Genomic DNA, 22756 nt, shown 5'->3' with positions numbered 1-22756 from the left:
CTTGACGCAAACTCTGCCAATGGGTTGCATACGTTGTGTGATCGTGCACCCCGCTTCACCTTCCTGTTCACTTGTCTCCGTCAAGGCATCGCCGCGAGCAGGGGGCGCCACACCGTGGACCCGGTGATCATCGTCGGAGCGGGGCCCGTCGGGCTCACGCTCGCCCTGGCGCTGGCGCGTCAGCAGGTGCCGTCCATCGTGCTGGACGAGGGTGTCGGCAAGGACGAGCCCCGTCCGGCACGCACCGTCGTCCTGCGCGAGGACACGGCCGCCCTGCTGGAGCGGCTGACCGGGGCAACGCTCGCGGAGCAGGGCGTGCGCTGGGCCAGCTGGCGGTCCGTCAGGCGCAAGCAGGTGATGAGCGAGGTCGCCTTCGCCGAGACCGAACCCGCGCCGCTGCACATCGCCCAGCACGTGCTCACCGGCCTTCTGCGCGGGGCCATCGCGGCGGAGCCCCTGGTGAAGACGGCGGCGGAGAGCCGCCTGGACGCGATCGAGCAGGAGCGTTCCGGCGTCACCGCGCGCACGCGCGGCCCCGAGGGCACCTGGTGGCGCGGCAGTTATCTGGTGGGCTGCGACGGTGCCCGCTCGACCGTGCGCAAGCTCCAGGACATCCGCTTCCCGGGCCGTACGGCGGTGGAGCGGCACGCGGTCGCCGCGCTGCGCACGGAACTTCCGTGGGAGGGTCACGCGTTGCTCCATCGGATGCCGCCGTGGCGGTCGTCCGGGCCCTCGGCCGGGGAGGTGACCGCCCGCCCCCTCCCGGACGGCGTGTGGCGCCTGGACTGGCTGCTGCCACCGGGCAAGGACCTGGTCACCCCCGAGATCCTGCTGGCCAGGATCCAGGAGACCCTCACGGGCTGGACGGGCAGCACCACCCCCGTGTACGAGCTGCTCGACACCGGCGTCCACACGGTGCACCACCGCCTAGCCCGCCGGTGGCGCGCCGGCCGGGTCTTCCTCGCCGGGGACGCGGCCCACCTGCTCGGCGCGCTCGGCACCCAGGGGCTCGACGAGGGCCTCAGGGACGCCGACAACCTCGCCTGGAAGCTGGCCGCGGCCTGGCACCACGGCCCGCACGAAGCCCTGCTGGACAGTTACCAGACCGAGCGGCGCGCGCTGGTCTCCGCCCGGCTGCGCGCCGCCGACCAGGCCCTGCCGGTGCTGCGCGGCGGAGGCGGTCTGCGCCACATCGTCCCGGGCGCGGCCCGCAGCCACGACGCGCTGCTCACCGACGGCCATCTGGGCCGCGGCCCGCTGGGTGCGCCCGGCACGTACGCCGACTCGCCGCTCGCACCCCGGCGACTGGAAGGGGAGATCCCGGTCGACACCCCGCCCGGCGCACCGGTCGCCGACGTCCGGGTCACGGCGGAGGACGGGTCCTTCGTCCAGCTGCACGACCGGCTAGGCCGTGGCGCGCTGCTCGTCGTGCTCATCGCGCCCGGTACGGGTGTCTGGGACCGCAAGCACTGGATGTCCGCCGGGGTGATGCCCCGGCTCGCGGCCGCCGTGACCGCGCTGCCGCACCCCGCCGAGCTCCTGGTGGCCGAGAGCTACCCGGGAGCGCCGGCGCACAGCGTGCTGCTCGTCCGCCCCGACGGGCACCTGGTCACCGCACTGAGCGGGGTCCGCCCGGCCGACCTGTACGCGGCGGCCGAGGCGACGGTGGGGGGCGCGGTGCGGACGCAGGAGACGGAGCAGAAGGAGGAGACGAAGAGGGACAGGGAGAAGGAGAGGAAGGCGGCGGCGGAGGCCGGCTCGGGCGCCCGCTGACGGCGGGCCCGCTCGTACACCGACGGTGGATCCCGGCGACGGCTCCGACGCGCGCCGACCGCGCTCCGCAGGTGACTCCCGTACGCGCCGACCACACGCCCTCGCACCCCGTCCACAGGGTGACACTCGGTTGACCGCGGTGCGGCAGCAGTGCTGTACTCCGGATCGTGACCGACACCTGTGTGCGCCTGTGGCGGAGGGTCCATATGGACCTCGTCCGCTATGCGGGCTGCGTGTGTCGCCCGTCCTGCTGAATTCGCACCCTCTTCTCTTCCCGGGCGCCGTCGCGCGCCCGTTCCGCGAACGCTCCTCAGGACGGTGTACGTGTCTGTCCCCTCCCCCTCTCCTTCCCTGCCCGCGTCCGTCTCCCCCACCACCGGCCCGGCGCCCACCCAGGCGGACCTCCTGGACTTCGTCCGGCGTACGGCGGCCGACGCCGAGCTGATCGCCTCGCTGCCGCTCGATCCGGAGGGCCGCACCTGGGTGCGGCTGCGGGGCCCCGGCGGCAGCGAGGCCTGGCTGATCGGCTGGCCGCCCGGTACCGGCACCGGCTGGCACGACCACGCCGACTCGGTCGGCGCCTTCCTCACCGCTTCGGGCGAGCTCACCGAGAACTCCCTCGCCGCCCGGCTGCCCACCGACGGCTGGAAGACCCTGGAACTCACCGAGGGGGTGGACCGCGTACGCCGGCTGCCCGCCGGACAGGGCCGCGCCTTCGGCCGCCACCATGTGCACGAGGTCCTCAACGAGTCCCGCGAGCGACACGCGATCTCCGTCCACGCCTACTACCCGCCGCTGCCCCGGATCCGCCGCTACAGTCGCACGGGCCAGGTACTGCGCCTGGAGCAGGTCGAACGCCCGGAGGACTGGCAGTGAGCGGCACGATCGAGCAGCCGGGGACCACGGGTGTGGCGGTGGAACGGCCGCTCGGCATCGACGAGTTGCTGGAGCGCGTGCGAGCCGGCTACCGGCGCGTCGAGGCACGGGAGGCGCATGAGGCGGCGCAGTCCGGCGACGCGCTCCTGGTCGACATCCGGTACGCCGCCCTGCGCGACCGGGACGGACTCATCCCCGGCGCCGTCGTGGTCGAGCGCAACGAACTGGAGTGGCGACTCGACCCCCAGGGCAGCCACCGCCTCCCCGAGGCCACCGGACACGACCTGCGGGTCGTGGTGATCTGCAACGAGGGCTACGCCTCCAGCCTCGCCGCCGCCTCCCTCCACCAGCTCGGCCTGCACCGGGCGACGGACCTGGTGGGCGGCTTCCAGGCATGGCGCGCGGAGGGCCTGCCGGTGAACCCGGCGACGCCGTAACCGGTGCCGAGCGCCCCTGACCGGACATCCGCACGTCCGAGGGGCCCGTACTACTCCTTCGCCGTGGCCGCGGTCACCGCCCGCACCCGGAGCGCCGCGCGCCCCGGCACCGCACTGGCGAGGAGCGCGAGGAGACCGGCGACCGCGACGACGCCGACGTAGAGCAGCGGGGTGACCGTCGGGGCGGGCCGGCCCGTCATGCCGACGCTGAACGCGGTGAGCACGGCGAGGGCGATACCGCTGCCGACCGAGGTGGCGAGGAGCAGGACGGACAGCGCCTCGGTGCGCAGCATGCGCAGCACCTGACGGCGGGTCGCGCCGGCGAGGCGGAGCAGTGCGAACTCCCGACCACGGTCGGCGACCGACATGGCGAGCGTGTTGACGACGGCGATGGCGGTGAAGGCCAGGACGAGCCCCATGGCCAGGTAGTTGACCTCGGCGTTCGTCTGCTGCCGATCGGCCTGGAGGGCGTCGGCGGCGGCCGGCGAAAGAATTCTCAGTCCCGGGAACTCACGGAGAGTAGTCGCGAGTTGTGTCTGTGTACGGGTCGTGCGGACGAGGACGGAGGAGGCGAGCGGGTTGTCGACGTGGCGGGCCACGAGGTCGTGGGCGAAGGTGAGGTCGCCGAAGCCGAGACCCCGGGCGTAGACGGCGGCGACGGTCAGCGTGGCGGGCGTGCCGTCGCCGAGCGTGAGTTTCAGGGTGCTTCCCGGCTTCAGATGCCGCTGCTCGGCGGCCAGTTCGCTGACGGCGACAGTGCCGGGGCCGAGCCGGTCGAGAGAGCCGGCGGTGACCTCCGGGTCCCAGGTGCGGGTCAGGCCCGCGGGGGTGACGCCCTGCGCGGGGTACTTGTCGAGGCCGACGCGCACGGTCGTGCGGACCACCTCGGTGACGGTGTCATGCCGTGCGCGCAACCGCTGGGCGGCCTCACCGGGGATGCCCGGCCCCTGGGCGGTGACGACCCAGTCGGCCCGGACACCCTCGCGGACCTGGGCGCGGGCGGCGTTGCCGAGGGTCTCCTGGACGAACAGGACGGTGCAGGTCATGCCGACGAGCAGGGTGAGGGGGGTGACGACGGAAGCCATGCGGACGGCGTTGCCGCGCAGGTTGGCGGTGGCGAGCCTGCCGTCGTGACCGGTGAGCCGGAGCGGGCCGGCGAGCAGCAGCGCGGCGCACCTGACCAGGAGGGGACCGAGCAGGGCGACGGAGGCGGACAGGACGACGACGGCGAGGAACGTCACGGGAGTCGAGGCGGGCTCGGTACGCAGGGAGGTGAGGACGGCGACGAGGACGACTCCGCCGGCGAGGAGTAGCAGCCCGGCGGCGACGCGGCCCCAGGCGAGCCTGGTCCGCTCTGTCCTGGCTTCGGTCAGGGCCTCGGCCGGGCGGATCCGGGCGATCCTGCGGGAGGCGATCCGGGCCGCCGCCCAGGCGCCGAGGAGAGTGGCGGCGAGTGCGGCGAGCGGCGGGAAGACACTGACGGTGTGTTCGAGCGTGGCGGGTACGGCGCCCAGGGCGACGAACCTCGCGTGCAGCCATCCGCCCAGCGGCAGCCCCAGCAGTGCGCCGGCCGTGCCCGCCGCCGCGCCGACGATCAGCGCCTCCCGGCCGAGCAGTTTGCGGATCTGCCCGGACGTGGCGGCGATGGCCCGCAGCAGGGCAAGTTCGCGGTGGCGCTGCTGGACGGTGAGCGCGAAGGTGCCGACGACCACGAGTACCGCCACCAGCAGCGAGGTGCCGCCCATGGCTCCGCCCATGCTGACCAGCCGGGTGCGGGCCGCGGCCGCGTCCAGGAACTCGACGGGCCCGCGGGCGTCTCCCGTGCTGACCTGGGCCGTGGTGCCGTGCAGCGCCCGCGCCAGGGCCCGGCGCACTCGCTCGGGGTCCGCCCCCTTGGCCGGCAGCACACCGAACGCGGTGACCTGCCCGGGGTGCGCGGCCAGCCTGCGGGCCTCGCCGGCGGAGAAGAACAGGGACGTCTGGTGGCGTACGGCGGTGGCCGGGGTGGCGATACCGGTGATCCGGTAGGTGCGCGGGGCCTGGGTGGACTGCACGGTGAGCCGGTCGCCGGGCCGCAGCCGGGCCCGCGCGGCGAGGCCACCGTCAATGACCACGTCACCGGCGGCCTGGGGGGCTCGGCCGGTGGTCAGTCGGTAGGGGGTCAGCGCGGCGGAGTCCCAGGCATGGCCGTAGGCGGTACGGCCGCCGGTGCCGGCTGGAACCAACGGCTGGGCTGGGAAGGTGAGTTCCGGGACGACCTGCGTCACTCCCGGGGCATGGGCAAGCGTGCCGTACAGGTTCTCGGGCAGCCAGGCGCGCTCGGCGATGGGCTTCGCCTTGTGCTTGACCTTGGTCTTGCCCTTCTTGTGCTTGACGGTGGTCATGTGCACGTACTGGTCGGCGGAGACCACGACGGGAGCGGCGGCGTAGCGCTCGGTGCGGATGGTGCCGCGCAGGCCGGTGTCCAGGAGGGTGCCGCAAGCGGTGATCAGAGCGGCCGCGCACATCAGGGCGAGGAAGGCGCCGAGAAATCCCGCCTTGCGGGCGCGGACTGTCTGCAGGGCGTAACGCAGCATCATGGGGACGGGCTCTCTTCTGTTGTACGCAGCGGTTGTGTCGTGCGCGGGGCGCACGTACAGACTCGCCGGTGCGGGGTGGGAGAGCACTGCGGTGGCCCGGCGTCTCCCGACGGGGGCCACCCCTACCATCCACGGCGGGGGTCAGCCCCACCTCGGGGCGCCCGTCACAAGCCTCCCGTCCCGGGGAACTGTCACGCCCACATCGGTCCCGAAGAACGGTCGCGTCTCCGCCCCCCGCGGTGCCGCCTCACCCCTCCGTTCCGCGGTGCCGTCTCGCCCCTACGTCCTACGGAGCCACCTCACTCCTCCGCCCCCCCGGAGCCGCTCGCCCCTACGTCCCACGGAGCGCCTCGCCCCTCCGTCTCTGAGAAGCAGTCAGAAGCGCTCGCCACGAGAACCCGTCAGAGCCTCCGTCCCCGAGGATCCATCAGAGCCCCCGTCCCCGAGGACCCGTCAGAATTCCCCCTCCCCGAGGAACTCCGTGTCCTCGCCCTCTTCCTCCAGGGCCTGGCGGACGACCCTGAGGGCCATGCCCTCGGGGTAGCCCTTGCGGGCGAGCATGCCCGCGAGCCGGCGGAGCCGCTTGTCCCGGTCGAGGCCACGGGTGGCCCGCAGTTTGCGGGCGACGAGTTCACGGGCGGTCGCCTTCTCCTGCTCGGAGTCGAGCCGGGCGACCGCGTCCTCGATCAACGCCGAGTCGACGCCCTTGGTGCGCAGTTCCCGGGCGAGCGCGCGGCGGGCGAGCCCCCGGCCGTGGTGCCGGGACTCCACCCAGGCGTCCGCGAAGGCGCCGTCGTCGATGAGCCCCACCTCCTCGAAGCGTGACAGCACCTCCTCGGCCGCTTCCTCGGGGATCTCCCGCTTGCGCAGGGCGTCCGCGAGCTGCTTGCGGGTGCGCGGGGTCCCGGTGAGCAGGCGCAGGCAGATCGCCCGGGCCCGCTCGACCGGGTCCGCTGAAGACTCCCCCCGCTCGTCCCTCGCCGAGGAAGGGGCGCCTTCGTCCTCACCGGGCCCGGACGCGTCACCGAACCCGCGCCGCCGGCCACGCCCCCGGCGGCCGCTGCGCGCTCCCCCGGACCGCCCGGACCCACGACCGCCGAGCGAACCACCCCCGTACGGCTCGCCGCCCTCGTCTCCCGGGTCCGCGGCACCGCCGTCACCGTCGTGGCCGCCGGTCCCGTGGTACGGATCATGTCCGCCGTACGCGGCACGATCGTGGTACTCGTCGTGCCCGCCGTACGCGCCGAACCCCTCGTCCCTGTGCCCGCCAGGCCCGTGTCCGTCGTCACCGTCCGGTGCGGAGTCCGGGTGGCCCCCGGTGCCCCTCCCCCGTGGGGCACCGGGGGTGGCGTACTCGTACTCGGCCCAGTCGGTTCGTCGTGTCACGGGTCAGCTCTTGGCTGCGGCGGCCTTGGGCTTGGTTGCCTTGGCGGCTGCCGGGGCGGGTACCGACTTGGCGGGGTCGTCGGCCGCCGCGGTGGTGACCGCCGCGTCGCCGCCCGGCTCGGCGGCGGGCTCCTCCGGCCGGACTCCCACGCCCAGCTTCTCCTTGATCTTCTTCTCGATCTCGTTGGCCAGGTCGGGGTTGTCCTTGAGGAAGTTGCGCGCGTTCTCCTTGCCCTGGCCGAGCTGGTCGCCCTCGTACGTGTACCAGGCGCCGGCCTTGCGCACGAAGCCGTGCTCCACGCCCATGTCGATCAGACCGCCCTCGCGGCTGATGCCCTGGCCGTAGAGGATGTCGAACTCGGCCTGCTTGAAGGGCGGCGCGACCTTGTTCTTGACGACCTTGCAGCGGGTGCGGTTGCCGACCGCCTCCGTGCCGTCCTTCAGGGTCTCGATGCGGCGGATGTCGATGCGCACCGAGGCGTAGAACTTCAGCGCCCGGCCACCGGTCGTGGTCTCCGGGGAGCCGAACATCACGCCGATCTTCTCGCGGAGCTGGTTGATGAAGATCGCGGTGGTCTTGGACTGGTTGAGCGCGCTGGTGATCTTCCGCAGTGCCTGGCTCATCAGGCGGGCCTGCAGACCCACGTGGCTGTCGCCCATCTCGCCCTCGATCTCCGCGCGCGGGACGAGCGCGGCGACGGAGTCGATGACGATGAGGTCCAGGGCACCGGAGCGGACCAGCATGTCCACGATCTCCAGGGCCTGCTCGCCGTTGTCCGGCTGCGACAGGATGAGGTTGTCGATGTCGACGCCGAGCTTGCGCGCGTATTCGGGGTCGAGGGCGTGCTCGGCGTCCACGAAGGCGACCTGGCCGCCGGCCTTCTGTGCGTTCGCCACGGCGTGCAGGGTCAGGGTCGTCTTACCGGAGGACTCCGGTCCGTAGATCTCCACGACACGGCCGCGCGGCAGGCCGCCGACACCGAGGGCGACGTCGAGGGCGGTCGACCCGGTCGGGATGACCTCGATGGGCTCCTTCGACCGCTCGCCCATGCGCATGACCGCGCCCTTGCCGAATTGCCGTTCAATCTGCGCGAGCGCGGCGTCGAGCGCCTTCTCGCGGTCGGTTCCTGCCATGGGTTCCACCCGGTTTGCTTGAGTCGATCGCTTCACGTCAAAGACGCTAACGCCTGCCACTGACAATGCGCCCCGACGCAGGCCCAGCCTGTGGATAACCGAGGGACATCTACCCGCGAATCGGGATGAAATCCCCAACCGAAAGCCTCGCCTGAGCCTCCATAAGAATGGATGTTCGATTTTCGTGTCAAGCGCGCCACACGGCACCGGCCGGGGCCTCCCGGGGGGGAGGGCCACGGCATCCGCGGGGCCGACCACGGCTCCCGTGAGGCAGCGGCCAGGGCTTCCGTAGGGTGGGCGGAGATGCACGACGACGACCTGACGCGGGCCCTGTTCCACTCCCTGGACAGGCTGCCCGGACCGCACCACCTGGAGCACCCCGACGGCTTCGACCGCGCCGGGGCCCGGCTCCGGGCGGCGAGGCTGCGGGACCGGCTCACCCGGGACTTCGGCCGGCCCTGCCGGCTCGACGAGGGCGTCCAGGACGCGAGCTTCTCCTTCTCCGTGGACATCCCGGCCGAGGCGACCGGGGCCGGGGTGCTCCTCGCCGTGCGGCTGAGCAACTACGGCGATCTGGCGGTGGTCATCACGCCGACGCCCGGCAGCCATGACGACCTGGACGACGCCGTGCGCGACCGAGCGCTGTCCGAGGCGGACCGCGACCGGATCACGGCCGCCCTGTCCGACCTGGGCTACCGACTGGTTCCCCCACGGCTGCTCCACCGGCCGTACGACGGTGTGACCTGGCTCGCCGACGAGAGCCACGCGACCTGGTGGACGCGGTTCTTCGACCACCTCTGACACGAGCCGGCCTGCTCCCGGTGACGTACCGCGAGAGTCTCCAGCCGGACGACGACCGCGCGAGCCGCGCCCGGAAGCCTTGCCCCCATGAAGAACCCGCGTGCCGCCGTCGACCGCCTCTGCCACACGACGGGGCTGCTCCTCGTCCTGTCCGGCCTCGTCCACCTGGTGGTGTTCGCGGTCGACGGCGGCCCCTGGGACGGTCCCGTCTCCTGGCGCAAGCCCGTCACGTTCGGGCTGTCCTTCGGAGTGACGCTGGTCGCGGTCACGTGGGTCACGGCGTACCTGCGCACCGGTGACCGGCTGCGCTCGGTCCTGCTGCTGGTCTTCGCCGCCGACTGCGTGGCGGAGGTGGCCGGCATCACCCTCCAGGCGTGGCGCGGGGTGCCCTCGCACCTGAACCGGGAGACACCCTTCGACACGGTGGTGTCCATGATGCTCGCGGTGGGCGGCGGCGTCCTGATGGTCCTGCTCACCGTCTTCGCCGTCTCGTCCTTCCGGCACCGGCCGACGGGCCCCGCCGGCATGCCGCTCGCCGTGCGTTCCGGTTTCGCGCTCCTGCTGGTCGCGCTGGCCTCCGGTGCGGCGATGATCGCGCGCGGGGTCGTCCTGACCCGGACCGGCCATCAGGAGGCCGCCTATCACTCGACGGCTCCGCTCAAGCCACTGCACGGCGTGAGCCTGCACGCTGTCCTCGTCCTGCCCCTCCTGGCCCGGCTGCTGTCCCGCACGGAGTGGAGCGAGCGGACGCGCCGGCGGATCGTGGCCGTGGCGGTGGGCTGCTACACGGCGGCCGTCACCGTGGCCGCCGCGTGGGCGGTCCTGACGTACTGAGGCGGTGACGTAGGGGGCGGTGCGGTCGCGCCGGAAACAGGACCCGTTGGGCGATGTCAGCCAGGAAGCGTACGTCGGCCGGCGCCCGCGGCCGACGCGGTGGGCGGCCAGGATCATGCCGAGGACGCCGACCAGGCCGGTGCAGACGTAGGAGGCCACGTAGTGGCGGTCCCACAGACAGCCGACCTCACGGCCCGCGCAGCAGGGGTACCGGCCAGGACTCTTTGCAGGACGGCGGCGAACACGGTGGCGCCGACGACGACCGGGCCCTGGGCGAAGGCGGCCACGAGCGGGCAGGGCGATCAGCAGGAAGCTGACCGGCCACTCAACGGGCGTAGCGGGTTCCGGCAACAGAAGGGCCGCGACGTACAGGACGGGTGGCCGCCACATCCATGCCGGAGCAGCCGACAACTGCGTCCGCGCGCAGCCAGGCCGCTACGGCCGCTGTTCCTCGCCGGAGCGTCGGCCGGCCCAGGCCAGGCGCACGCGCGTGAGCATCCCGGGACCGCCCGGCCCGTTGCCGCGGCGCCCGTGTACCCGGGGGTCGTCCGTGACGGCGTACCGCTTCACGTACGCCCCCAGGAACGCCTGGAGCGTGGCCACCGCCGGGATGGCGATCAGCGCGCCGACGGCGCCCAGCAGCGCGGTGCCCGCGACGACCGAGCCGAAGGCGACCGCCGGGTGGATGTCGACGGTCTTGGCGGTCAGCTTCGGCTGGAGCATGTAGTTCTCGAACTGCTGGTAGATCACGACGAAGATCAGCACCCAGAGCGCGTACCAGGGGTTGACGGTGAACGCGATCAGCATCGGCAGCGCGCCCGCGAGGTACGTGCCGATGGTGGGGATGAACTGCGAGACCAGGCCCACCCAGACGCCGAGCACGGGCGCGTACGGCACGCCGAGGGCCTCCAGCAGGATGTAGTGCGCGATGCCGGAGATGAGCGCCATCAGGCCGCGCGAGTACAGATAGCCGCCCGTCTTGTCGACGGCGATCTCCCAGGCGCGCAGCACCTCGGCCTGACGTGCGGGCGGCAGGACGGAGCACAGGGCGCGGCGCAGCCGGGGGCCGTCGGCGGCGAAGTAGAAGGAGAACAGCGTGACCGTCAGCAGCTGGAACAGCCCGCCGAGCACCTGGGCGGAGACGTCCAGGACTCCGGCCGCGCTGTTCTGCACGTACTTGCGCAGCCAGTCGGAGTGGAGCAGGCCCTCCTGGATGTCCACCCGTCTGAGCTCCGTGTGGAAGGTCTGGTTGATCCAGTGGATGAGCGAGTCGAGGTAGCCCGGGAAGCCCTCGATCATCTTGATGATCTGGCCGGCCAGCATGGACCCGAGCAGGGTGACGAACCCGGCGGCGAGGACGGTCAGCCCGAGGAAGACGAGGAAGGTGGCGAGCCCCCTGCGCATGCCACGGGCCGCCATCCGGCTGACCGCGGGCTCGATCGCGAGGGCCAGGAAGAACGCGATCAATATGTTGATCAGGAGTCCGGTCAGCTGGTGGAAGGCCCAGCTGCCGAGCTGGAAGGCGGCGATCAGCGCGAGCGCGAGCACCATGGCGCGCGGCAGCCAGCGCGGCATCCGGCCGCCCGGAGCGACGGCGCCGGAGACCGGGGGCCGGCCGGGCGGGGTCGCAGCGGCCGGTGCTGCCTGCCCGTGGGACGGTTCGCCGTCCTCGGGAGTGGGTGCCAGGGAGTCCTCGTTGGGTGCCACGCGCCCAGTCTCGCCCACGCCACCGACAACCGGTGCCCCGCGGCGATCTTCGTGACAGATCAGTGCCGTACCGTCGACTTCTTCACCGGCAAACCCGACATTCCGGTCGACGTGTCAGCGCGGCCGACGTGTCAGCGCTTCTCGCCCGGTACGTCCATCACCGCGCAGACCACCCGCCACACGTCCTTGGCCTCCCAGCCGGCGTCCAGCGCCTGGTTCACCGTGCGTTCGCCCAGTTCCGACATGACGTGATCGCGCGCGAAGGTGTCGGCGTACCCCGGACCGAAGTGTTCCGCCATCCGCTGCCAGAAGACCGTCAACCGCATGACTCCAGTATCCCGCCCCTGGGGGTGGGCCCTGCCCGGGAGCGCCTGCCGAGACCGCTTTCCGCCCTACGGTCTGACGCATGGCCGAAACAGGAGCTTCCCCACTCCCCTCCACGCCCCCGGCGCGCTCCCCGCTCTTCCGCGCCGAACAGTTCGTGTGGCTCACCGCGCGCGTGCTGGAGCAGCATCTCTTCGCGTACCACTTCCTGCGCGGCAGCCCGGAGGCGGTGGAAGCGGCACTGGACGCCTACCGCAACGAGGACGGCGGCTACGGGCACGCGCTGGAGCCCGATCTGCGCGGACCGGTCAGCCAGCCCCTGCACACCGTGCACGCCCTGCGCGTGCTGGACGCCATCGGGCGCTGCGGCGGCCAGCGGGTGGAGCGCGTGTGCCGCTACCTGACCTCCGTGTCCACCCCGGACGGCGCCCTGCCGGCGATCCACCCCGGTCAGCGCGGGTATCCGACGGCACCGTTCATCCCGGTCGTCGACGATCCGCCCAGCGATCTGCTGGCCACCGGGCCGGTGGTCGGGCTCCTGCACCGCAACGAGGTGTGGCACGCCTGGCTGTTCCGGGCCACCGACTTCTGCTGGCAGTCGGTGGAGTCCCTGGAGAAGTCCCATCCCTACGAGGTGCAGGCCGCCGTGACCTTCCTGGACGCCGCTCCCGACCGCCCGCGCGCGGAGGCCGCCGCCGACCGGCTGGGCCGCCTGGTGCGGGAGCAGCGGCTCGCCGCGCTGGACCCGGACCGGCTCGACGCGTTCCCGGTCGCGTCCGGCTATGCCCCGGGCGAGCACCACTTCCCGCACGACTTCGCCCGGACTCCGGACTCACTCGCGCGCGCGTGGTTCACGGACGACGAGATGGCGCGCTCACTGGATCACCTGGCCGCCGGGCAGGAGGAAGACGGCGGCTGGCCGGTCCGGTGGCGCCGGTGGGCACCGGCGCCCGCCCTGGAGGCGCGCTCCCTGGTGACGATCGAGGCCCTGTGCACCCTGCGGGCCTACGGCCGCTTCGTGGGCTGAGCGGCACTGCGCGCGGGCAGGGTCCGCCCGTCGGCGGGCGGCCCTGCCGCTCAGCCACGGCCGGCCGCCTCACGCGCGGGCCGCCCCCGCCGACTCGCCTCCGACCCGCGTCACCCAGCGACGGCCCGTACGCCCGCCGTCACCACCACGGCCGCCGCGACGACCAGCAGGAACGGCGCACGCAGCACGAGTGCCACGGCCGCCGCCGCGAGCCCGGCGGCCCGGGCGTCCAGCACCAGCGTGTGGCCGACGGCGAACGTCTGCTGGGCCGTCAGCGCGGCGAGCAGGGCGACCGGCAGCAGGACGGCGAGCCGCCGCACGTACGGCCGCTCCACGGCGTGTGCCGGGACCAGCAGGCCGACGAGCTTGACGGCGTAGCAGCCGAGGGCGGTCACGCCGATCGCGATCCAGGTGTTCACCGGTTCTCCTCCGAGCCGTCCGGACCCTCCTGTCGGGTACGGCCCCCGCGCCGCCCCTCCGCAAAGAGCGCCAGCGGGGCCGCCAGTGCCGCCACCAGCACCGGCACGCCGGCCGGCAGGACGGGCAGCAGACCGAGGCCCAGCAGGACGGCGAGACCCGCGACCGCACGCTCGGTGGTCGTCTTCAGCATCGGGGCGAGCAGCGCCAGGAACACGGCCGGCCCCGCCGCGTCCAGGCCCCACGCGCGCGTGTCGCCGATCGCCCGGGCACCCAGGGCGCCGAGCAGCGTGGTCAGGTTCCACAGCACGTACAGGCTGAGCCCGGTGACGGTGAAGCCGAGCCGCGCGGCCCGCCGGGTCGGCTGGGCCAGGGTCACGGCGGTGGTCTCGTCGATCACCCACTGCGCGGCGAGCGGCCGTACCGCGCGCGGGAGGGCGAGAAGCTGGGAGAGCCGCAGCCCGTAGAAGGCGTTGCGCACGCCCAGGAAGAAGGCGCCTGCGGCGGCCGTGAACGGGTTGCCGCCGGCGGCGAGCGCGCCGACCAGGGCGAACTGGGAGGCCCCGGTGAACACCAGGAGGCTGAGCGCGCAGGTCTGGAGCAGCCCGAGTCCGCTGCCCGCCGAGGTCACTCCGAAGGCGAATCCGGACAGGCCCACGGCGACGCCGACCCCGAGGGCGTCCCGTACGACGGCCGCGTCCGGCTTGTCCGCGCCGTCGGCGGTCTGGTTGGTGAGTGCTATGTGCTGTGCCACGCCCCGGACGGTACGGGCGTCCGTCAGCCCACGTCTTGTACGTTCTTGCGCTCGACCAGCCCGGCGCGCTCCTCCAGTCCCGCGGGCGTTCCCGGCCCGGTGCGCTCTTCCAGCCCGGCGCGCTCGCGCTGGTACGCGCCCGGGGGCACGCCGACGATCCGGGCGAAGTGCCGGTTGAGGTGGGGCTGGTCGGTGAAGCCGACGGCGACGGCCGCCTCGGCGGGGGTCGTACCCGCGTCCAGCAGCAGCCGTGCGTGGCGCACGCGGGCGTCGGTCAGCCAGGTGTGCGGCGGCATGCCGTAGGCGTCGCGGAACGCCCGCAGAAGGGCGAACGGGCTGGTTCCGAGGCCGGCGGCCAGCTGTTCCAGGGTCGGCGGTGCGGCCATCCGTTCCTCCAGCACCGCACGCGCGCGTGCCGCGATCCGCGTGCCGGCCGTGCGAGGCCGCCGCTGCGGCAGGGGGCCGCCGTTCAGCCGCAGCAGTCTGGTCACGGCGACCCGCAGGAGCGTGTCGGCGGCCAGTGCGTTGCCCTCGTCGGCGGCGCGCAGCACCTGGTGCACCAGGCGGACGGTGTAGGGGTCGTCGAGGACCGGGCTGACGAAGCCAGGTGCTCCCCGGAGGGTGGTGGTCTCGGCGGCGATCGCGGCGACCACGTCCGGCGACGGGTACAGGGCGCCGTACCGCCAGCCCTCGGGGACGCCGGCCCGGCCGGTGTGGGGCGTGTCCGGGTTGACGAGGGCGAGCGCTCCCGCACCGGCGGAGACGTCGGAGCCGCGGTGGTGGAAGACCTCGACGCCGTCGGCGATGGCCGCGATCACGAAGTTCTCGTGGGTGTGCCGGATGAAGGTCTTGCGAATGTACCGGGCCCGCAGCAGGTCGACCCCGGGCAGCTCCGCGTACCGCCAGTGCCGTGCCCGCTCCGCTGAACCCGCCATGAAACCCATTGTCCGCCGCGCCCGCCCTCCCACCGACTCCACTCGGTCCCGGCCGGTTCCGCACGGCCAGTCCCGGCCCCGCCCGACACCGCAGGCCGAGCACAGCCCCCGAGCCCCCGCCCCACCCGACACCGCAGGCCGGTCCCGGCCCCACCCGCACGCTCGGCTCGGCTCGGCTCGGCTCGGCTCGACAGCAATCAGCACCGACCACCGCCCTCGCGGCACCCCGCCCGATCCCCAAGCACGCCCACTGCCCTCCTCGCGGCCCGCGCCACCGGCCCACCCCTCGGCACGCCACGCACAAGCCCCGCGCTCGTCCCGTTTGCCCAGGTCAGGGCAATTGTCAGTGGGTGGGTGCAGGATGGACGCATGGTCAGCTCCGCACACCGAGCCCTCGACGGCTTCTCCCCCGCGACCCGCGGCTGGTTCACGGGGGCCTTCTCCGCGCCCACCGCGGCTCAGGCGGGCGCGTGGCAGGCCATCCGGGAGGGCTCGGACGTGCTGGTGGTCGCCCCGACCGGCTCCGGCAAGACGCTCGCCGCGTTCCTCGCCGCCCTGGACCAACTGGCCTCGGCCCCGCCCCCGGCCGACCCGAGGAAGCGCTGCCGGGTGCTGTACGTGTCCCCGCTGAAGGCCCTGGCGGTCGACGTCGAGCGCAATCTGCGCAGCCCGCTGACCGGCATCCGCCAGGAGTCCGTGCGGCTCGGCCTGCCCGAGCCCGAGGTCAGGGTCGGCATCCGCTCCGGCGACACCCCGGCCGCCGAGCGCCGCGCCCTGTCCACGCGCCCGCCGGACATCCTGATCACCACTCCCGAGTCGCTGTTCCTGATGCTGACGTCGGCCACGCGCGACGCGCTCACGGGCGTGGAGACGGTGATCCTGGACGAGGTGCACGCGGTCGCGGGCACCAAGCGCGGCGCGCACCTCGCGCTCTCCCTGGAGCGGCTCGACGAGCTGCTGCCCAGGCCCGCCCGCCGGATCGGCCTGTCGGCGACCGTGCGCCCGGTGGACGAGGTGGCCCGGTATCTGTCCCCGCGCCGCAAGGTGGAGATCGTCCAGCCGGAGTCCGGCAAGGAGTTCGACCTCTCGGTGGTCGTCCCGGTGGAGGACATGGGCGAGCTGGCGGGCGCCCCGGCCGCCGACGCCTCCGAGGGCGGGGAGCGGCCGTCGATCTGGCCGCACGTGGAGGAGCGGATCGCCGACCTGGTCCAAGCCCACCGGTCCACGATCGTCTTCGCCAACTCCCGCCGTCTCGCGGAGCGGCTGTGCAACCGGCTCAACGAGATCGCGTACGAGCGGGCCACCGGCGAGACCCTGGACGAGCACCACTCCCCCGCCCAGCTGATGGGCGGCTCCGGCGCGGCCCAGGGCGCGCCGCCGGTGATCGCCCGCGCGCACCACGGCTCGGTCTCCAAGGAGCAGCGTGCCCTCGTCGAGGAGGACCTCAAGGCCGGGCGGCTGCCCGCGGTGGTGGCCACCTCCAGCCTCGAGCTCGGCATCGACATGGGCGCCGTGGACCTGGTGGTGCAGGTCGAGTCCCCGCCGTCGGTCGCCTCCGGCCTCCAGCGGGTCGGCCGCGCGGGACACCAGGTCGGCGCCGTCTCCACCGGTGTCGTCTTCCCGAAGTACCGGGGCGACCTGGTCCAGGCCGCCGTGGTCACCGAGCGGATGCGCACGGGCGCGATCGAGTCGCTGAAGGTGCCCGCGAACCCGCTGGACGTGCTCGCGCAGCAGCTGGTCGCCATGACGGCACTGGACACCTGGCAGTTCGACGACCTGCTCACCATGGTCCGCCGCGCGGCCCCGTTCGCCTCGCTGCCCGAGTCGGCGTTCACGGCCACGCTGGACATGCTGGCGGGCCGCTATCCGTCGGACGCGTTCGCGGAACTGCGCCCGCGCGTGGTGTGGGACCGCGTCACCGGCGAGATCACCGGCCGCCCGGGCGCCCAGCGCCTCGCCGTCACCTCCGGCGGCACGATCCCGGACCGTGGTCTGTTCGGCGTCTTCCTCGCCGGTTCCGACCCCAAGAAGGGCGGCGGCCGGGTCGGCGAGCTGGACGAGGAGATGGTGTACGAGTCCCGGGTGGGAGACGTCTTCACGCTGGGCACGAGTTCCTGGCGGATCGAGGACATCACGCGCGACCGCGTCCTCGTCTCGCCCGCGCCGGGCGTGCCCGGCCGGCTGCCCTTCTGGAAGGGTGACCAACTGGGCCGGCCGCTGGAGCTGGGCCGCGCGGTGGGCGCGTTCCTGCGCGAGGTCGGCTCGCTGCCCAAGGACGACGCCCGGCTGCGGCTGCTGGCGGCGGGCCTGGACGCGTGGGCGGCGGACAACGTGCTGTCGTACCTGGACGAGCAGCGCGAGGCCTGCGGCCACGTACCGGACGACCGCACGATCGTCGTGGAGCGGTTCCGCGACGAGCTGGGCGACTGGCGGGTCGTCGTGCACTCGCCGTTCGGAGCCCAGGTCCACGCCCCCTGGGCTCTCGCCCTCGGCGCCCGCCTGTCCGAGCGGTACGGCATGGACGCCCAGGTCATGCACGCCGACGACGGCATCGTGCTGCGCCTGCCCGACGCCGATTTGATGGGCCTGGACCTGCTCGACCGCGAGCCCATGAAGGCCGGCACCGAGTTCGACAGCGACCAGGCCCCGGTCGGCGCGGCCGACGTCGCCTTCGACAAGGGCGAGGTCGACCAGATCGTCACCGACCAGGTCGGCGGCTCGGCGCTGTTCGCCTCCCGGTTCCGCGAGTGCGCCGCCCGCGCGCTGCTGCTGCCGCGCCGCAATCCCGGCAAGCGCACCCCGCTGTGGCAGCAGCGCCAGCGGGCGGCGCAGCTGCTCCAGGTGGCGAGCGAGTTCGGGTCGTTCCCGATCGTCCTGGAGGCGATCCGCGAGTGCCTCCAGGACGTCTTCGACGTCCCCGGGCTGGTCGAGCTGATGGGCGACATCGAGTCCCGCAAGGTGCGCCTCGTCGAGGTGACCACCCCGGAGCCGTCCCCGTTCGCCCGCTCCCTGCTCTTCGGGTACGTCGCGCAGTTCCTGTACGAGGGCGACTCCCCGCTGGCCGAGCGGCGTGCCGCCGCGCTGTCGCTGGACTCACGGCTGCTGGCGGAGCTGCTGGGCCAGGCGGAGCTGCGCGAACTGCTCGACGCGGAGGTGCTGACCGAGCTGGAGCGCGAGCTTCAGTGGCTCACCGAGGACCGCCGGGTCAAGGACGTCGAGGGCGTCGCCGACGTGCTCCGGCTGCTCGGCCCGCTGACCGACGCGGAGCTGGTCGCGCGGGGTGCGGACCCGCAGTGGGCGCGGGAGCTGGCCGGGGCCCGCCGGGCGATCAAGGTACGGATCGCGGGCGCCGACCACTGGTCGGCCGTCGAGGACGCGGGCCGGTTGCGCGACGCGCTCGGCACGGCGCTGCCGGTCGGTGTCCCGGAGGCGTTCACCGAACCGGTCAAGGACCCACTGGGCGACCTCCTCGCGCGGTACGCCCGTACGCACGGCCCGTTCACCTCGGCCACCGCGGCGGCCCGGTTCGGCCTGGGCGTGGCGGTCACCGAGGGCGCGCTGCAGCGGCTGGCCGCGGCCGGCCGGATCGTGCAGGGCGAGTTCCACCCGGCCGGCATCGGGCAGGAGTGGTGCGACGCGGCCGTGCTGCGCCGGCTGCGCCGCCGTTCCCTGGCGGCCCTGCGGCATGAGCTGGAGCCCGTGCCGCCCGCCGCGCTCGCCCAGTTCCTGCCGCAGTGGCAGCACATCGGCAGGGGCCACGGTCTGCGGGGCGTCGACGGACTGGTGCGGGCCGTCGAGCAGTTGCAGGGTGCCTCCGTGCCGGCCTCCGCGCTGGAGAAGCTGGTCCTGCCCTCCCGGGTGGCGAACTACACGCCCTCGATGCTGGACGAGCTGACCGCCGCGGGCGAGGTGGTGTGGGCCGGAGCGGGCGCCCTGCCCGGCAAGGACGGCTGGGTGTCCCTCTACCTGGCGGACGCGGCCCCGGTGCTGCTCCCGGCGCCGCACCCGCTGGAGCTGACCGCGCTCCACCAGTCGGTCCTCGACGCCCTGTCCGGTGGCTACGGCCTGTTCTTCCGGCAGATCGCCGACCAGGTCCGCGCCACCATGCACCCCGACGTCACCGACCCGCAACTGGCCGACGCGCTCTGGGACCTGGCCTGGTCGGGCCGGCTCACCAACGACACCCTGGCGCCGATGCGCTCGCTTCTGGGCTCCGGCCGTACGGCGGGCTCGACCGCCCATCGTGCCAAGCGCGCCGTCCCGCGCGGGCGCTACGGCTCCCTGACGGCCACCGCGCGCACCGCCTCCCGCACCGGCCCGCCGACCGTCGCCGGCCGCTGGTCACTGTTGCCCGCGGCCGAGCCGGACGCCACGGTGCGCGCGCACGCGCTGGCCCGCACGCTCCTGGACCGGCACGGCGTGGTCACCCGGGGCGCGGTCGCCGCGGAGGGTGTCGAAGGCGGCTTCTCGGCGGTATACCGGGTGCTGTCGGCCTTCGAGGAGAGCGGTCAGGCCCGGCGCGGTTACGTGGTCGAGGGGCTGGGCGCGGCCCAGTTCGCCATGGACGGCGCGGTGGACCGCCTCCGCGCGGTGGCGAACGCCCGCGAGCGAGCGGAGGGCCTGCCGGCCCCGTCCCGCCCGCAGGGCTTCGGCGTCCCTGGCGGTGTGAACGGCTTCGGCGCCGGCGATGCCGTGAACGGCTTCGCCGGGCCGGGCCACCCGAACCCGTTCGACGGGCCCGCGGGGCCGCCGCTCGGGCTCGGCGGACTGCCCGACGGTCCCGGCAGCCCCACCGGCACCCCGCACGGCCACACGCCCCCCGGCGCGTTCGACGGAGCCGAGGGCGGTTTCGGCCATCCCGGACTGGACGGCGACTTCACCTGGCCCCCGGAGGACGCCTCCGGCGGCGACGGCGACCCCTCGGCTGCCCGCGACCTCGCCGACCCGTTCGCCTCCCCCGGCTACGGCGGCCCCCGCGGCGGCGGCTCCACCCACTACGGCTCGAACGCCTACGGCGCGGCCCCGTACCGCGGCTACGGCAACGGCCGGCCGGGCACAGCCGCGCCCGATTCCCGCGCCGTGGTCCTCGCAGCGGCCGACCCCGCGAACGCCTACGGCTCCGCGCTGCCCTGGCCGGAGCCGCCGACGGGAGCCGGGCACAAGCCGGGCCGTAAGGCGGGCTCGCTGGTCGTCCTGGTGGAAGGCGAGCTGACGGTGTACATGGAGCGCGGCGGTAAGACGCTGCTGGCCTGGCCGACCGCCCCGGACACGGCCGCGACGGACGACCCTCGCCTGCGTGCGGCCGCCGAGGCGCTGGCCGCGGCAGCCCGCGCGGGCTCGCTCGGCACGGTCACGGTCGAGCGGATCAACGGCGCCCAGGCCCTGACGTCCCCCATAGGCACCCTCCTGGAGGCGGCGGGATTCGTGGCGACACCGCGCGGCCTGCGCCTGAGAGCGTGAGGCACAGTTCGCCGGGCAGCGGGGCCGGCCGCGACACGGGGCCGGCCCCTTGGTCCCGGCACAGCCGCTGCCCCCGCGCCGCCTCCACCACGCGATGCCCGCGCCCGATCCCCGCACCGCCCCGCGCGGGCCATCGACCCGCACCCATGCCGCCCACGCCCCCTTCCAACCCCCACCCCGCACCCCCGTGCCCGCTCACTCCACCGTGGCACCCTTGACCCATGCCCGAAGGTGACACGGTCTGGCAGGCTGCGCGGCGGCTGCATGAGGCCCTCGCGGGCAAGGCGCTGACCCGCAGCGACTTCCGCGTGCCGAAGTACGCGACGGTCGACCTGTCCGGCCGCGGGGTGCTGAGCACGATCCCGCGCGGCAAGCACATCCTCACCCGGTTCGAGGGCGGCCTCACCCTGCACACCCACCTGCGCATGGAGGGCGCGTGGAAGGTGTACGGCACGGGCGAGCGCTGGCGGGGCGGGCCGGCGTACCAGATCAGGGCGGTTCTCGGCACCGCCGACCGTACGGCCGTCGGCTACCGGCTGCAGGTCCTGGAGCTGCTGCGCACGACCGAGGAGGAGCGGGTCGTCGGCCACCTCGGCCCCGATCTGCTCGGCCCGGACTGGGACCCCGAGCGCGCCCTGGCCAACGTCCTCTCCGACCCGGCCCGCGAGCTCGGCGAGGCCCTGCTGGACCAGCGCAATCTGGCCGGCATCGGCAACGTCTACAAGAGCGAGCTGTGCTTCCTTCTCGGCGTTACCCCCTGGCTGCCGGCCGGGGCGCTCCCCGCGGACCTCGCCCGGCAGCTCCCCGGGCTGGCCAAGCAGCTACTGGAGACCAACCGCGACCGCCCGGTCCGGCAGACGACCGGCTTGCACCGGCACGACCTGTTCGTCTACGGCCGCGCACCCCGCCCGTGCCTGCGCTGTCACACCCCCGTGCGGGTGGCGGACCAGGGCGACGGCTCCCAGGAACGCCCCACCTACTGGTGCCCCACCTGCCAGACGGGCCCCGCCCCCGCACCCGGCACGCCCCAACGCTGGCGCGACAAGTACCCGCGCCGCACCGGCTGACCGTCCGGCCTGCCCCCTCGGCGCCGTGGATACGCGCCCTCACTCACGCCGGCGTACGCAGCCGCGTCCCGGACCCCATCACGCACCGCTGATTGACGGGTCGTCAGAAACGCTCGTACCGTCCCCTCATGACCCTCACCGCGTACGACCTCAGCGGACGCGCCGCCTTCGTCACCGGAGCCGCCGGTGGCATCGGGCGGGCGTCCGCCGTACTGCTGGCCGAGGCGGGTGCGACAGTGCACTGTGCCGACCGGGACGCCGACGGCCTGGACGGCACGGCGGCGCTGATCGAGGACCGCGGCGGCAAGGCCCGTATCCACGTCCTCGACGTCACCGACCGGGCCCGGCTGGGCGAGGCGGTCCGGTCCTGCGGCCGGCTGGACGTGCTGGCGGCGATCGCCGGAATCATGCACAGCAGCCCGGTGCTGGAGACCCGCGACGAGGATCTCGACCGGGTGCTGGACGTCAACTTCAAGGGCGTGCTCCACGCCTGCCAGGAGGCGGCCCGGCTGATGCTCGCCCACCGGACCCGCGGCAGCATCGTGACCATGGCCTCCGGCGCGGTGGACACCGGCGGCGCCGGACTGCTCTGCTACGGCGCGGCGAAGGCGGCCGTGGTGCAGCTCACCAAGACGCTGGCCACCGAGGTCGGCCCGCACGGCATCCGGGTCAACGCCGTCGCGCCCGGCTGGATCCGCACACCCATGACCGACCGGCACGACCGCGAGGCACAGGCGCACACCGAGGCCGCGATGACCCGGATGACCCCGCTGGGCCGGGTCGGCGAGCCGGACGACGTCGCGCACGCGGTGCTGTACCTGGCGTCGGACGCGTCGGCGTTCATGACGGGTCAGATACTTCGCCCGAACGGGGGCGTGGCGATGCCTTGGTGACATCCCCCGCCCGCCAGGCGGCCATCCAGCGCCCCGGGTGCACGGCGCCGGTCGCGCGCCCCTTGGGCACACAGTGCACGGGCAGCAGGCTCAGCCCCCAGCCGCCGGCGGCGACGGCCCCTTCCAGGACGCCCGCGCCCTCCCCCACGGCGATCCGCAGCACGGCCCACCACCACACCGCTCCCAGGCCGAGCGCCAGTCCCCAGCGCACTGTCCGTCCCGCCATGCCCACCATCACCTCCAGCCGGACGCTAGACCGCCGCCCCGACCGCACGGGAGGCGCACTGAGGGCTCACGGGTGCAGCGCCGGGAGGCAAGCAGCCCGCCCGGCGTTCACAGCGGCCTCGCCGCC

At 73.9% G+C, this 22756-nt stretch carries 19 protein-coding genes; 10 read left to right on the top strand and 9 right to left on the bottom strand.

Annotation, left to right across the window (positions count from 1 at the left end):
• Nucleotides 1–114: 114 nt before the first annotated feature.
• The 4 genes from OO52_RS39815 (at nucleotide 115) to OO52_RS39805 (ending at nucleotide 3086) form a co-directional block, all read left to right on the top strand.
• Entirely contained in the window at nucleotides 115–1773 is a 1659-nt protein-coding gene (locus OO52_RS39815; RefSeq protein ID WP_030655935.1) for an FAD-dependent monooxygenase, read from the top strand.
• Nucleotides 1774–1979: 206 nt separating this feature from the next.
• Complete coding sequence (locus OO52_RS54390) at nucleotides 1980–2027, top strand: hypothetical protein (protein WP_309506048.1); 48 nt, start codon at nucleotides 1980–1982, stop codon at nucleotides 2025–2027.
• A 70-nt stretch (nucleotides 2028–2097) separates the two neighbouring features.
• Nucleotides 2098–2649 (top strand): cysteine dioxygenase, encoded by a 552-nt coding sequence (locus tag OO52_RS39810; protein WP_030655937.1) that lies wholly within the window; start codon nucleotides 2098–2100, stop codon nucleotides 2647–2649.
• On the top strand, nucleotides 2646–3086 hold the full coding sequence (locus OO52_RS39805) for a rhodanese-like domain-containing protein (RefSeq protein ID WP_037630731.1): 441 nt from the start codon (nucleotides 2646–2648) through the stop codon (nucleotides 3084–3086). Before OO52_RS39810 ends, OO52_RS39805 begins: the two co-directional genes overlap by 4 nt.
• 50 nt (nucleotides 3087–3136) lie before the next feature.
• Here the strand turns inward: OO52_RS39805 and OO52_RS39800 are convergent, their stop codons facing one another.
• The 3 genes from OO52_RS39800 to recA form a co-directional block, all read right to left on the bottom strand.
• A complete protein-coding gene (locus OO52_RS39800; RefSeq protein WP_030655943.1) occupies nucleotides 3137–5665 on the bottom strand; it encodes an ABC transporter permease in 2529 nt (842 codons plus the stop codon).
• A 453-nt stretch (nucleotides 5666–6118) separates the two neighbouring features.
• A complete protein-coding gene (gene recX, locus OO52_RS39795) occupies nucleotides 6119–7051 on the bottom strand; it encodes a recombination regulator RecX (protein WP_030655945.1) in 933 nt (310 codons plus the stop codon).
• Between the two features lie 3 nt (nucleotides 7052–7054).
• Nucleotides 7055–8185, bottom strand: coding sequence for a recombinase RecA (recA, locus tag OO52_RS39790; protein ID WP_030655946.1), 1131 nt, complete (start codon nucleotides 8183–8185; stop codon nucleotides 7055–7057).
• Nucleotides 8186–8488: 303 nt separating this feature from the next.
• On the opposite strand from recA, the gene OO52_RS39785 reads away from it, so the two are divergent.
• The gene (locus OO52_RS39785; protein WP_030655949.1) at nucleotides 8489–8986 is read left to right on the top strand and encodes a hypothetical protein; all 498 of its coding nucleotides are present in this window, start codon (nucleotides 8489–8491) and stop codon (nucleotides 8984–8986) included.
• A gap of 87 nt (nucleotides 8987–9073) precedes the next feature.
• The gene (locus OO52_RS39780; RefSeq protein WP_030655951.1) at nucleotides 9074–9820 is read left to right on the top strand and encodes a hypothetical protein; all 747 of its coding nucleotides are present in this window, start codon (nucleotides 9074–9076) and stop codon (nucleotides 9818–9820) included.
• 435 nt (nucleotides 9821–10255) lie between these two features.
• Here OO52_RS39780 and OO52_RS39775 read toward each other — a convergent pair whose 3' ends face one another.
• Nucleotides 10256–11506, bottom strand: a complete 1251-nt coding sequence (locus tag OO52_RS39775) for an AI-2E family transporter (protein ID WP_199820039.1) — start codon at nucleotides 11504–11506, stop codon at nucleotides 10256–10258.
• Between the two features lie 152 nt (nucleotides 11507–11658).
• The gene (locus OO52_RS39770) at nucleotides 11659–11853 is read right to left on the bottom strand and encodes a DUF3046 domain-containing protein (RefSeq protein WP_030655955.1); all 195 of its coding nucleotides are present in this window, start codon (nucleotides 11851–11853) and stop codon (nucleotides 11659–11661) included.
• Nucleotides 11854–11933: 80 nt separating this feature from the next.
• On the opposite strand from OO52_RS39770, the gene OO52_RS39765 reads away from it, so the two are divergent.
• Nucleotides 11934–12878 (top strand): hypothetical protein, encoded by a 945-nt coding sequence (locus OO52_RS39765; RefSeq protein ID WP_030655957.1) that lies wholly within the window; start codon nucleotides 11934–11936, stop codon nucleotides 12876–12878.
• Between the two features lie 110 nt (nucleotides 12879–12988).
• On the opposite strand, the gene OO52_RS39760 is transcribed toward OO52_RS39765, so the two are convergent.
• The 3 genes from OO52_RS39760 to OO52_RS39750 are packed head-to-tail and all read right to left on the bottom strand — an operon-like array spanning nucleotide 12989 to nucleotide 14984.
• Entirely contained in the window at nucleotides 12989–13297 is a 309-nt protein-coding gene (locus tag OO52_RS39760; RefSeq protein WP_030655961.1) for an AzlD domain-containing protein, read from the bottom strand.
• Nucleotides 13294–14049 carry an AzlC family ABC transporter permease gene (locus OO52_RS39755; protein ID WP_030655963.1) on the bottom strand — a complete coding sequence of 252 codons (756 nt, stop codon included), beginning with the start codon at nucleotides 14047–14049 and terminating at the stop codon, nucleotides 13294–13296. The genes OO52_RS39760 and OO52_RS39755 overlap by 4 nt, the downstream gene beginning before the upstream one ends.
• 23 nt (nucleotides 14050–14072) lie before the next feature.
• The gene (locus OO52_RS39750; protein ID WP_030655966.1) at nucleotides 14073–14984 is read right to left on the bottom strand and encodes an AraC family transcriptional regulator; all 912 of its coding nucleotides are present in this window, start codon (nucleotides 14982–14984) and stop codon (nucleotides 14073–14075) included.
• 369 nt (nucleotides 14985–15353) lie between these two features.
• Here OO52_RS39750 and OO52_RS39745 point away from each other — a divergent pair, with 369 nt between their 5' ends.
• The 3 genes from OO52_RS39745 (at nucleotide 15354) to OO52_RS39735 (ending at nucleotide 22404) form a co-directional block, all read left to right on the top strand.
• On the top strand, nucleotides 15354–20444 hold the full coding sequence (locus OO52_RS39745; RefSeq protein ID WP_030655968.1) for an ATP-dependent helicase: 5091 nt from the start codon (nucleotides 15354–15356) through the stop codon (nucleotides 20442–20444).
• Nucleotides 20445–20665: 221 nt separating this feature from the next.
• A complete protein-coding gene (locus OO52_RS39740; protein ID WP_030655970.1) occupies nucleotides 20666–21511 on the top strand; it encodes an Fpg/Nei family DNA glycosylase in 846 nt (281 codons plus the stop codon).
• 128 nt (nucleotides 21512–21639) lie between these two features.
• Nucleotides 21640–22404: an SDR family NAD(P)-dependent oxidoreductase gene (locus tag OO52_RS39735; protein WP_030655974.1), complete on the top strand. Its 765-nt coding sequence runs from the start codon at nucleotides 21640–21642 to the stop codon at nucleotides 22402–22404.
• Here the strand turns inward: OO52_RS39735 and OO52_RS48610 are convergent.
• Nucleotides 22352–22630, bottom strand: a complete 279-nt coding sequence (locus OO52_RS48610) for a hypothetical protein (RefSeq protein WP_078630089.1) — start codon at nucleotides 22628–22630, stop codon at nucleotides 22352–22354. The genes OO52_RS39735 and OO52_RS48610 overlap by 53 nt on opposite strands.
• Nucleotides 22631–22756 lie beyond the last annotated feature (126 nt).

It is taken from the genome of Streptomyces flaveolus (assembly GCF_000716535.1).
Taxonomy (GTDB): Bacteria; Actinomycetota; Actinomycetes; order Streptomycetales; family Streptomycetaceae; genus Streptomyces; species Streptomyces flaveolus_A.
The sequence above is the reverse complement of the archived record's forward strand: the minus strand, read 5'-3'. Positions and strand labels throughout refer to the sequence as shown.

Coding starts and splice junctions, on each gene's coding strand:
- OO52_RS39750 (WP_030655966.1), bottom strand. CDS start 14,984: ATGGCGGGTTCAGCGGAGCGGGCACGGCACTGGCGGTACGCGGAGCTG.
- OO52_RS39740 (WP_030655970.1), top strand. CDS start 20,666: ATGCCCGAAGGTGACACGGTCTGGCAGGCTGCGCGGCGGCTGCATGAG.
- OO52_RS48610 (WP_078630089.1), bottom strand. CDS start 22,630: ATGGCGGGACGGACAGTGCGCTGGGGACTGGCGCTCGGCCTGGGAGCG.
- OO52_RS39780 (WP_030655951.1), top strand. CDS start 9,074: ATGAAGAACCCGCGTGCCGCCGTCGACCGCCTCTGCCACACGACGGGG.
- OO52_RS39735 (WP_030655974.1), top strand. CDS start 21,640: ATGACCCTCACCGCGTACGACCTCAGCGGACGCGCCGCCTTCGTCACC.
- OO52_RS39745 (WP_030655968.1), top strand. CDS start 15,354: ATGGTCAGCTCCGCACACCGAGCCCTCGACGGCTTCTCCCCCGCGACC.
- OO52_RS39785 (WP_030655949.1), top strand. CDS start 8,489: ATGCACGACGACGACCTGACGCGGGCCCTGTTCCACTCCCTGGACAGG.
- OO52_RS39770 (WP_030655955.1), bottom strand. CDS start 11,853: ATGCGGTTGACGGTCTTCTGGCAGCGGATGGCGGAACACTTCGGTCCG.
- OO52_RS39800 (WP_030655943.1), bottom strand. CDS start 5,665: ATGATGCTGCGTTACGCCCTGCAGACAGTCCGCGCCCGCAAGGCGGGA.
- OO52_RS39765 (WP_030655957.1), top strand. CDS start 11,934: ATGGCCGAAACAGGAGCTTCCCCACTCCCCTCCACGCCCCCGGCGCGC.
- recA (WP_030655946.1), bottom strand. CDS start 8,185: ATGGCAGGAACCGACCGCGAGAAGGCGCTCGACGCCGCGCTCGCGCAG.